Raw genomic sequence first — 11,192 nt, 5'->3', positions numbered from 1 at the left:
AATTCCCGACGAGCAAATGGCCCGTTTCCGTTTCATGCTCGATTATTCTGATGAAGCCGTCTGTATGAATGACTCTCCTTTGGCCCGTGGTGAGAAGGTGCGTGTCATAAAAGGTCCTTTGAGCGGCCTTGTCGGCGAACTGGTGACTGTCGGGAGTAAGAGTAAGATTGCCGTCCGTTTGAATATGCTCGGTTGTGCCTGTGTTGATATGCCGATCGGTTATGTAGAGCCTATTCACTTAATCAATGATACTTCGAAAGTTTAGTGTTTTGTTATTGATCCTTCTGTCGGGATCATCTCCTCTTTTCGCTCAGAGTATGAACAATTCCCAGGTACTTGAATATGTGAAGGACGGTATCCGTCAGGGCAAGGAACAAAAGCTGCTGGCCTCCGAGTTAGCCTGCAAGGGTGTAACTAAGGAGCAGGCCCTGCGTGTGAAGCAGCTCTATGAGCAGCAGAACAACGTGAACGCTTCCAACGCCACGGGTACGGATATCTAAGAATGATTGTTTATGTTTTTGTTTTCGTATTTTTAGCTGTGTTTTTAATTACTTGTTGGATGTTGGTAAGAAGAGATTTCTGAACTAGTCTAAAAGTAAAAGTGACTAAATGAATTTATATTAATATTATGGATATTAATGAAGTAAATAATAAGCCTTTCTAAAATCTTGGATCGTAGAGGCAATCTATCTATTATAGATGAATTAAAAAAAGTAAGAGTGTTTTTATCGTAATAATATTTTATTAATTTGTATTTTGAAAGCTTTTATATTTCCCGGTCAAGGCTGTCAATGCCAAGGAATGGGCAAGGAACTTTATGATGAATTTTCTGAAGCCAGAGAATTATTTGAACAAGCTAATGACTATTTCAAACGTCGTATTTCTGATGTTATGTTTTATGGTACTGAAGTGGAACTCATGAAGACAGAGAATACTCAGCCAGCTGTGTTCCTTTATGAAGTGGTTGCCGCATCTATTCAAAAAACTCTAAAGCCAGATGTAGTAGCAGGACATTCATTGGGAGAGTTTGCAGCTTTAGTTTTAAATGGTACTATTAGTTTTGAGGATGGTCTGAATCTTGTATTAAAGAGAGCTACTATTGCGCAAAGGATATGTGAAAAGTTTAATACGGGTATGGGTGCAATAATTGGTCTAAGTGATGAATATGTAGAAAAACGAATTAAGGAGATTGGAGATGAAACTGGTGAATTAATATACTTTGCTAACTACAATGGTCCTGGACAAGTTGTTATAACTGGTTCAAAAAAGGGGATTAGATTGGCTTGTAAAGCATTCCAAAAGGAAGGTGCAAAAAAGGCTGTACCTTTACTTATCGGTGGTAGTTTTCATTCACCTTATATGAAAGAAGCAGGGATAGAATTAGGGGAAATTATAAAAAATACTACTTTTCATGAACCATACATCCCTATATACCAATGTGTTGATGCTTTACCTCATACTAATCCTGAAGAAATTAAAAATAACTTAATTAAGCATATTACTCATCCTGTTCGTTGGACAGAGATGATACGAAATATGGAAAAAGATGGGATAACTGAATTTTATGAAGTAGGACCTGATGATACCTTACAAAAAATAGTAATACGTATGTGTCCAAATTTAAAGGTTGCTTCTATTAAAGTTGCTACTGAATATTTAAATATTTTATAAACTTAAAAATAACGATTATGACATTAGCTGAATTTATTAAAAGATTTGCTGAAGAATTTGATGAGACCCCTATAACAGAGTTTACTGCTGATACGAAATATCGTCAGTTGGATGAATGGAGTTCTCTCTCTGGACTCTCAATTATTTCAATGATTGATGAGGAGTTTGATAAACAAATTACAGGTGCGGATTTAAGATCTGTATCAACAATTGAAGAACTGTATAATTTAGTTGAATCTAAGTAGTACATTATGAATTGAGTGTTGCTAATTAGCAATAAATATATAATAGAGCATATTAATATATGGCATTTTTAGATATAAAAAACGTAAGAATCGCAGGAATTTCAGCTTGCGTACCTTCTTCTATTTCGGATAATAAAGAACTATCCTTATTGCCAAAGGAAGATATCTTGAAGTACATAGAAATTACTGGCGTTGAAAGGAAACATTGGGTTAAACATGATGGAAGTGTATGTACTTCTGATCTTTGTTTACAATCAGCGGAGAAGTTAATAGATACATTAGGTTGGGATAAGAAGGAAATTGAAATATTGATATTTGTCTGTCAAACGCCGGATTATAAAATGCCTGCAACTGCATGTATAATACAGGATAGGCTGGGGCTATCTACTTCTTGTATGGCTTTCGATGTAAATTTAGGCTGTTCTGGATTTGTTTATGGATTATCATTGATATCCAATATGCTGTCAACTGGAAATATTAAAAAAGGTTTATTGCTGGTTGGTAACACTCAATCTTATTATGCAAGTGAAGAAGATAAGAGTTATTACTTGATAGCAGGTGATGCTGGGAGTGCTATATGTGTGGAACATAATACTCAGAATCCTGATAAATTACAATTTAATCTTATGACTCAGGGTGCTGGTAAAGATTTTTTGATTGTACCAGATGGGGGATACAGAAATCCCGTAACTCCAGAATCTTTTATTATGAGAGAATATGAGGATGGTATAAAAAGAAGTAATTTGCACTTACATATGAATGGACTGGAAGTTTTTTCATTTGCTATCTCATATGTTCCTAAAGCATTCAAAGCTTTATTTGAACATTTTGAAATTACTCCGGAAACTTCAGATTATTTATTGCTACATCAAGCCAATAAATTAATATGTGAGAAAATACGGAAAAAGTTAAAAATATCAACCGAAAAGACCCCATATAATATACAGGAATATGGTAATACTAGTGGCGCGAGTATTCCTTTACTGATGGTTACTAATTTGAAAAATGAATTAGAAAGTAGAGAATTGGATATCTTATTCACAGGATTTGGAGTGGGCTTATCTCTTGGTACAGCGCATATAACTACTAATAGGATTGTAGTTCCTGAATTATTAACATTATAGATACATGGATTCACTTTTTACACTTTCTGGGAAAACTATATTAGTTACTGGGGCATCATCAGGCATTGGGAAGGCGACTGCCATATTGTGTGCTAAAATGGGAGCAACTGTTATATTAATTGCACGTAATGAAGAAAGACTCAATCAAGTGAAAAGTATGCTTGAAGGGAGTAATCACATGTGCAAAATTGTAGATTTAACAAATTACGATAATATTGAATCTCTTGTTGAGTCATTACCCATTATAGATGGTGTTGTCAATTCGGCCGGAATTAATAATAAGTGTTTGATAAAGTATGTTGATGGAGTAGAAATGGATAACATGTTTAGAATAAATTGTTTTTCTCCCGCATTATTAATAAAGTATCTTCTAAAAAAGAAAAAATTGGCTAGAGGGGGGTCTATTGTATTTTTATCATCAATTTCGTCTACTTATGCAACCGTATCAAATACGTTATATGCTGCATCAAAGGGTGCAATTAATTCGTTGACGAGAGTGCTTGCTTTAGAATTGTCTCCTATGAAGATAAGAGTAAATTCAATTCAACCAGGAATGGTTAATACAGAAATGGTAAAGGCTTATGGCTTAAGTGAAGAAGAATTGGAAATCAATACTAAGTCTTATCCATTGGGACGTTTGGGAAAGCCGGAAGATATAGCAAATGGAATAATATTTCTTTTGTCGGATGCATCTTGTTGGATAACTGGTATAAGTTTGGTTATAGATGGTGGGGTTACCTTGAGATGAAAAATGTTGCCATTATCAATAAACCTATGTCTTCTAATTGCTATATACTTAGTCAAGGTGTAGATTGTGTAATAGTAGATCCAGGAACTAAATATCCTATTGAATTAGAAGATTATATCGAGAAAAATAATTTAAATCCTAGATATATAATACTTACACATGAACATTATGATCATATTGAGGGTTGTAATCATTTACGAATAATATATCCGAATGTGAAGATTATAGCTTCTGAAGTTTGTAGTAAGAATATACAGGATGATCGTTGGAATCTCTCGCGTTTTGCTGCTGACAATGGTATTGGTTTTGCGTTGTCTGCTGCTGATATTGTGATAGAGAAAGATACTGCATTTCAACTAATAGGATTTGAATTCTATTTCCTCCTGACTCCTGGGCATTCATTAGGTTCCATGTGCTTTTGGGTGGAGAATTCTTTCTTCTCAGGGGATATGTTGATACCGGACGAGAAAGTGATATTAAAACTGAAAGGGGGTAATTTGAAAGATTATAATGTTTCGTTAACGAGAATGAAAGAAATCTTAAGTCAAGGAAACTTTGTGGTCTATCCAGGACATAAAGAATGTTTTTACTACGATCGTGTCAGAATTCAAAATATAGATTGTAAAATTAAATAAATAAAATGGGAAATAGTATAAGAAGCTGGTTCATAAAAAATGTCAAAGAGACTCCTTGTTTATTCGATATATTAAAAGGTATACGAACAATTTTTTTCTATCTTAAGCGTGTGAACCTTTTAAAGACTTTATATTATAACTTCTATTTCTTTTCATTTAGGCAAGCTCTTAAATTACCTTTAGTTATTGGTTGGAATGTGAGATTTAGAGGGAATGGGAATATTATTTTGAATATAGATGAAATACATCCTTTTATGCTTTCATTTGGAGTCCATAAAATAGAAGATATTGAAAGTAATTCTGATAAAACATATATAACCAATAAAGGAAGTCTGGAATTTCAAGGATATGCTAAAATACATCCAGGTGCTAAATTATGGATATTCAAAGATGCTAACATTACATTTAAAGGGAATAATACAATTGGAGCACGTTCTATTATTGCTAGTGAGGAATCTATAGAAATAGGCTTTAATTCTGGTTGTTCCTGGGACTGTGAAATCTTCGATACAGATTTTCATTTTTTGATTGATGTGTCCAGCGGTGAACTTTATCCTAAAAAGAAAAAGGTATTTATAGGGGACAAAGTGTTTATTGGTAATCATGTTAACATTGGTAAGGGGACTAAAATTCCAAATGGTAGTGTAATTTCTTCATGGAGTAAAGTCTTTGGATCATATATGCGAAAAGGTGAGAATCTATTGATTACAGGGAACCCAGCAAAAGTAATAGATACTGGGGTGACTATGACTCATGCTTATGAAGAAGATTTAGAGGCAGAATGTGAACAGAAAATGAAAAATAAACAGAGATAATGAGGGAGAAAAATAATTTAAAAGAAGATACTATCCGCGGTACTATGTTTGGGGCTTTGGAACGATTTTCTGTTATGGGTCTTCAGGTTATATGCACCTTTATTGTGGCTAGATTTTTAACTCCCTCTGATTTTGGATTGATAGGATTACTGATTGTTTTTACAGTGATTGGGAATACAATTATGGATTCTGGATTTGGTCAAGCTTTAATACGAGAAAAAGAAGTTTCTGATTTGGAGTATTCTTCTGTTTTTTATTTAAATTTGTTCTTGTCTTTAGTTGTTTATCTTTTATTATTCGTTAGCTCTGGGTTTATAGCTGATTTCTATAAAGAACCCTCTTTGAAGGATATTGCTAGAGTTACTTTTTTAGTGATTCCTTTGAATGCTTTTGCAGTGATACAGAATACTATACTCATTCGTAAAGTAGATTTCAAGAAAATATTTGTCGTATCTCTTTGTTCTTCTATTTTGTCATGTATTTTAGCAATTATTTGGGCAGTACTATATCGGAATGTTTGGGCACTAGTTTTTCAGAATATTTTTTTATATGGCTTTAGGTCCATTTTTCTTTGGATACAGTCTAAATGGTATCCAAAATTCTTATTCTCTTTAGCAAGTATTAGGAAATATTTAAACTTTGCGACTAATCTTTTGTTTGTCGGACTTATAGGTAATATCTTTAGTAATATTTATTTGCTTATAATAGGTCGCGTTTATTCAACGATAGATTTAGGTTATTATAGTCAAGCTGATAGAATACGTATGTCTCTGTCTGGGAGTTCTACGGAAGTAATTCAACGTGTGACATATCCTATTTTATCTAAAATAAATAATTCTAATGCTGATGTGAAGGAAGCGTATCGCAAGATTATAATGATAACTGTATTTTTTGTCGCTTCAATACAGTTTTTTTTTATGGGTATCTCTTTAGATTTTTTCGAAATAGTGATGGGGGATAAGGTTTGGAGAGTTGCTGGAACTTTTTTTTTCATTCTTTGTATTAATGGAAGTTTATATCCATTACATTCTATAAATCAAAATATATTACTTGTTAAAAATAAGAGTAAAGTATTATTGAATCTGGAAATCGCAAGACGTTTTTTAATGATTTTGATCTTGTATGTGACTGTTCATTTTGATATTATAATTTTTGTATGTGGTAATGCGTTTTATGCTATTGCATTATTGTTTTTAAATCTTTATTTCTGTGGACGACCTATCAATTATCCATTAAAAGAGCAGTTTAAAGATGTATTTCCAATATATATGCGCTGTGTCATAATGTTATCTTGTATGTTAGTAATTAACTATTTTCTAAAAAATGATTCTATATATATGAGAGTGTTTGTTTCAGCTTGTGTAGGTACTTTTGTTTTTGTTTTTCTATTCTATAAAACATACTATTTAGATCTAATATACGACCTATTGCCCATTCATCGAGTGAAATAATATATGATTAGGGGCATCTGGTAAGCACTCAAATAATGGCTCAAAATTGAAAGGTATACCTTCACTGCGAATCAAATTTTAAAAAATTATGTATAGTAGCGAAGATCTTGAAAGGTCTTACTTTCAGTACCAAAGCGAAGCTTTGCTTCATGGAGAATCTCTGCAGTTCTTCTGTTTGAGGAATAAAGTTCCCCATAACGTGTTCTATAAGTGGTATAAGGACACTCAAAAAAATAGTTGCAGTTCAAGTTGCCGGCGTTCCCTCTGAAGAGAATGAGGAATCGTCTATGCCGGTTTCTCTTCCTCCATCGTCTGAGAAGTCAGACAATCCAGTTCGTATCTGGGTTGAGGTGCGTATGAGTACCGGTTTACATTTATCCCAAAAGAATTTAAGCTATCTGGAGCTGGTCCTTATGATAGAGAAGTTGGAGGGTCTATGCTGAGTGTCACCGGTCTGAACCATTTCTTTTATATCCGTGACTTTACCGATATGCGTTGTAAACACAGCCGTGTGTTGTCTATCATCCGTGAGCGTCTTCATCGTGAACCCTGTAATGGCGATGTCTTTCTTGTGATGTCACGGAATTGCCGGATAGTTCGTTTGTTTTCATTTGATAACCGTTCTTACAGTCTGTTTGAAAAGAAGTTTGTGTCAGGTTACCAATTCCTGAAAGTGGAGCGTAAAGGTTCTGGTACCCTTTACCGTATAGATTGGAAAGATGTGGTTTTGATACTTGAAAATCCTATAGTTAAAATATTAAAAGTCAGATAATTAAGATGTTTTATTTCTTGCAGTTTTGTAATTAAAGGTTTAAGGATGTGCAACATATAATTGAATCCAAGCGGGAGCTACTGAGTAGGGAAACCTACTCGCTCACTCCTGTAAATTATAGTGAAGGTATGGCAGATGATCAAAAAGACCGGTATATCCAATACCTGGCAGAACAGCACCAGGAAGACCTTCTTACGCAGAAGGCTATGCAGCTTGTTCTTGAAGATTTCATGGCCAGGCAAAAGGAGCTTGAGGAACAGTTGTCTTCATTGAAAGCTCTGCAGTCTGATTTGTTGGGCCGGTTATCAGAAGAGCGCAAACTTCGTAAATCCGCTGAACGTAAGCTAAAGTCTCTTCAGGAGAAGCTAGACTATGCGAATCAGGAACTTTTCGGTGACAGACGTCAGAAAGTCAGAAAGCAAAAGGCTTCAGGTATTCCCGAGAATCCTGAACTTGACCGTGGCAATGAGAAAGACTGTTTTGACGGTACTGAAGCGACTCTTAGTATCGATTCTAAAGAATGTGACTTCCGGTCTTTTGCATCAATGGCTGACTGATATGGGGATGACCATATCTGCCAACACCTTGCACAACTGGCTGAGGAAAGGCAAGAAATACTTGGATGAATCCGGTCTTACTTCTGAAGAAAGGCTTCGTGAAAGACAAGGCTTAGAAACCAAGGAAACCGTGATAAGGATACGGGCTGGATAGTGAACTGGCAAAGGAGACTGAGTTCCGAAGTCCGTACTACATGGAAGCGATCAATTATCTGAATAAATTTTGGAAAGAGCTGTTTTCCTTTCTGGATGATGGGAGTCGCCGATAGATAACAACCTTACAGAACGGACTATCCGTAAATTGACCACTCAGCGGAACAATTCCTTGCATTATGGCAGTGACGTCGGAGCTGAGATGGCCGCCATTTATCATAGCGTGATAAGCACGGTGAAACTTCATGGAAGTTCGGCATGGGACTTCATCGGAACTTTTTTCAAAAAAATCTTGAACGGGTGCAGGGACTATGTTAATATGGTTCCTGACAAGATTGCTTTGGCTGCAGCCCAATGTTAAATATAAAACAAATTTTTAACTCAACTCAGTTTAGGGCACTTGAAAGTGCCCTTTCAAAGGGGGATGTCCTAAATTGAGTACTTACAGTTGGCTATATGATTGATAAATATAATGCGTATCATTTAATACTGCAACCTTTAGTTTCTATTGTTACGGTATCATATAATTCTGCTGATACTATAGAACAGACTATTCAGAGTGTGACTAAACAAACGTATCCTAATATAGAGTATATTATTATAGATGGGGGAAGTAGAGATGGTACAGTTGAAATAATAAAAAGATATCAAGATAAAATCTCTTTTTGGATAAGCGAGCCTGATATGGGAATTTATGATGCGATGAATAAAGGAATATCGTATGCAAAAGGAGATTATATTGGTATAATTAATTCAGATGATTGGTATGAACTTGATGCTATTGAAAAGATTGTTTCAAAAATAAAAGAAGATCCCATTATTATATATGGGAATATGATGTGTGAAAAAGAAATTCCAGAGCTTGTAAAGCCAGCGAGAGACCTGTCTACATTAAAGAAGCAAATGTCTATTTTTCATCCTTCTACCTTCGTGAAATCAGATGCATATAAAAAATATGGTCTTTTTAATATTGAATATAAAATCTCAGCTGATTGGGATATGATGTTGCGGCTTTATGAGAATGGATGTTCTTTCTGCTATTGTGATGAAACCATTGCTCATTTTAGAATGAGTGGTATTAGTAGTAACTTTGATAAGAGACAAATAGAGGAGCGTAAAAGACTACGGATTTCTCATGGAAATTCTTCTTTTTTATTAACTGTTAAAGATATTCTTATTCTTATATATCGAACGGTGAAGAAATATGTAACTACTAAGATTTTATGAGAGTAAATCTTAATACTTTAATTTATCATGTTGTATATTTTGTAAGCACTCAATTAATGGCTCAAAATAGAAAGGTATATCTTCGTTGCGAACATTAAATTTTAAAAATTATGTATAGTAGCGAAGATCTTGAAAGATTTTACTTTCAGTACCAAAGCGAGGCCTTTCCCCATGGAGAATCTCTCCAGTCCTTTTGTTTGAGGAATAAAGTTCCCCATAACATATTACAGAAATGGTTTAAGGAAAGGTTTAAGGATGTGCAACATATAATTGAATCCAAGCGGGAGCTACTGAGTAGGGAAACCTACTCGCTCACTCCTGTAAATTATAGTGAAGGTATGGTAGATGATCAAAAAAAACGGTATATCCAATACTTGGCAGAACAGCACCAGGAAGCCCTTCTGATCCAGAAGGCTATGCAGTTTGTTCTTGAAGCTTTCATGGCCAGGCAAAAGGAGCTTGAGGAGCAGTTGTCTTTATTCCAGTCCAGACAGGAAGAGGAGTTGTCTTCATCGAAAGCCCTGCAGTCTGATTTGTTGGGCCGGTTATCAGAAGAAGGCAAACTTCGTAAATCCGCTGAACATAAGCTAAAGTCTCTTCAGGAGAAGCTAGACTATGCGGATCAGGAACTTTTCGGTGACAGACGTCAGAAAGTCAGAAAGCAAACGGCTTCAGGTACTCCCGAGAATCCTGAACCTGACCGTGGCAATGAGAAGGACGTTTTTGACGGTATTGAAGCAACTCTTAGTACCGATTCGGTTGATAACAACCAGTGCGGTTCTTCTTCGGAGAATGCCGGGAAAGAACGTGACCTGCCCAATCGTCCTGATGTCCTCGGTCGTATCATTGAACGGCGCTCCGTGCCGGTATTCAGTCTGAAGACCATTCTAGTGGAGGAACTTTTTGAAATGGTTCATTATGTGGAATCCGGTCGTAAACCTAAATGGGGCTATTTCCCTAGTGACGGTCATCCTGAGGTTGTGACCCGTTTTGAAGGTACGACGGTGACTCCGGAGTTCTTGCAGACCATTGCCTATGAGGTTTATGTAAAGAATGTGACTTTCGGACTTTTACATCAATGGCTGACTGATATGAGGATGACCATATCTGCCAACACCTTGCGCAACCGGTTGAAAAAAGGCAAGAAGTACTTGGATGAATCCGGTCTTACTCCTGAAGAAAGGCTTCGTGAAAGACAAGGCTTAGAAACCAAGGAAATCGTGATAAGGACACGCAGCGGGATGGATAGTGAACTGGCAAAGGAGACTGAGTTCCGAAGTCCGTACTACACAGAAGCGCTCAATTATCTGAATAAATTTTGGAAAGAGCTGTTTTCTTTCCTGGATGATGGGGAACTACCGATAGATAACAACCTTGCTGAGCGGACTATCCGGAAACTAACCACTCAGCGGAACAATTCCTTGCATTATGGCAGTGACGTAGGAGCTGAGATGGCCGCTACTTATCACAGCGTGATAAGTACGGTGAAGCTTCATGGAAGTTTGGCATGGGACTTCATCGGAACTTTTTTCAAAAAAATCTTAAACGGGTGCAGGGACTATGTTAATATGGTTCCTGACAAGATTGCTTTGGCTACGGGCCAATGTTAAATATAGAACAAATTTTTAACTCAACTCAGTTTAGAGCACTTGAAAGTGCCCTTTCAAAGGGGGGCGCCCTAAATTGAGTGCTTACAGTCCTTTCTGAATAATGATATTATAATGAAATATCTCATATATATTTTTTATTTTTTTTGTTTATTTCCCTATGTTCAAATATTACCTTTTAATACTG

General features: G+C 35.8%; 10 protein-coding genes and 4 pseudogenes. All 14 read left to right on the top strand.

Annotated elements, in window-relative coordinates:
- Positions 1–265: pseudogene (locus BHV72_RS07935) on the top strand (UpxY family transcription antiterminator); the annotation flags it as partial.
- Positions 246–497, top strand: a pseudogene (locus tag BHV72_RS07930) (capsule biosynthesis protein); the annotation flags it as partial. The pseudogenes BHV72_RS07935 and BHV72_RS07930, both read left to right, overlap by 20 nt.
- A gap of 259 nt (positions 498–756) precedes the next feature.
- A complete protein-coding gene (gene fabD, locus BHV72_RS07925; protein ID WP_286855564.1) occupies positions 757–1,671 on the top strand; it encodes an ACP S-malonyltransferase in 915 nt (304 codons plus the stop codon).
- 17 nt (positions 1,672–1,688) lie between these two features.
- On the top strand, positions 1,689–1,916 hold the full coding sequence (locus BHV72_RS07920; RefSeq protein ID WP_286855563.1) for a phosphopantetheine-binding protein: 228 nt from the start codon (positions 1,689–1,691) through the stop codon (positions 1,914–1,916).
- A 59-nt stretch (positions 1,917–1,975) separates the two neighbouring features.
- Positions 1,976–3,040, top strand: coding sequence for a 3-oxoacyl-ACP synthase III family protein (locus BHV72_RS07915; protein WP_286855562.1), 1,065 nt, complete (start codon positions 1,976–1,978; stop codon positions 3,038–3,040).
- 4 nt (positions 3,041–3,044) lie between these two features.
- The gene (locus tag BHV72_RS07910; protein ID WP_286855561.1) at positions 3,045–3,788 is read left to right on the top strand and encodes an SDR family NAD(P)-dependent oxidoreductase; all 744 of its coding nucleotides are present in this window, start codon (positions 3,045–3,047) and stop codon (positions 3,786–3,788) included.
- The gene (locus BHV72_RS07905) at positions 3,785–4,423 is read left to right on the top strand and encodes an MBL fold metallo-hydrolase (protein WP_286855560.1); all 639 of its coding nucleotides are present in this window, start codon (positions 3,785–3,787) and stop codon (positions 4,421–4,423) included. The genes BHV72_RS07910 and BHV72_RS07905 overlap by 4 nt, the downstream gene beginning before the upstream one ends.
- Before the next feature lie 5 nt (positions 4,424–4,428).
- Complete coding sequence (locus BHV72_RS07900; protein ID WP_286855559.1) at positions 4,429–5,238, top strand: LbetaH domain-containing protein; 810 nt, start codon at positions 4,429–4,431, stop codon at positions 5,236–5,238.
- Complete coding sequence (locus tag BHV72_RS07895) at positions 5,238–6,689, top strand: lipopolysaccharide biosynthesis protein (RefSeq protein WP_286855558.1); 1,452 nt, start codon at positions 5,238–5,240, stop codon at positions 6,687–6,689. The genes BHV72_RS07900 and BHV72_RS07895 overlap by 1 nt, the downstream gene beginning before the upstream one ends.
- 88 nt (positions 6,690–6,777) lie before the next feature.
- Positions 6,778–7,132, top strand: a pseudogene (locus BHV72_RS07890) (hypothetical protein).
- Positions 7,126–7,461 carry an IS66 family insertion sequence element accessory protein TnpB gene (gene tnpB, locus BHV72_RS07885; protein WP_286855557.1) on the top strand — a complete coding sequence of 112 codons (336 nt, stop codon included), beginning with the start codon at positions 7,126–7,128 and terminating at the stop codon, positions 7,459–7,461. The pseudogene BHV72_RS07890 and the gene tnpB overlap by 7 nt, the downstream one beginning before the upstream one ends.
- A gap of 146 nt (positions 7,462–7,607) precedes the next feature.
- A pseudogene (locus tag BHV72_RS07880) lies at positions 7,608–8,532 on the top strand (IS66 family transposase); the annotation flags it as partial.
- A gap of 95 nt (positions 8,533–8,627) precedes the next feature.
- Complete coding sequence (locus tag BHV72_RS07875) at positions 8,628–9,398, top strand: glycosyltransferase family 2 protein (protein WP_286855556.1); 771 nt, start codon at positions 8,628–8,630, stop codon at positions 9,396–9,398.
- 257 nt (positions 9,399–9,655) lie between these two features.
- Positions 9,656–11,008 (top strand): IS66 family transposase, encoded by a 1,353-nt coding sequence (locus BHV72_RS07870; protein WP_373590556.1) that lies wholly within the window; start codon positions 9,656–9,658, stop codon positions 11,006–11,008.
- Positions 11,009–11,192 lie beyond the last annotated feature (184 nt).

Origin of the sequence: Bacteroides sp. 43_46 (assembly GCF_001915455.1) — a bacterium.
Lineage (GTDB): Bacteria > Bacteroidota > Bacteroidia > Bacteroidales > Bacteroidaceae > Bacteroides > Bacteroides caccae.
This window is presented reverse-complemented; position numbering and strand designations above follow the sequence as displayed.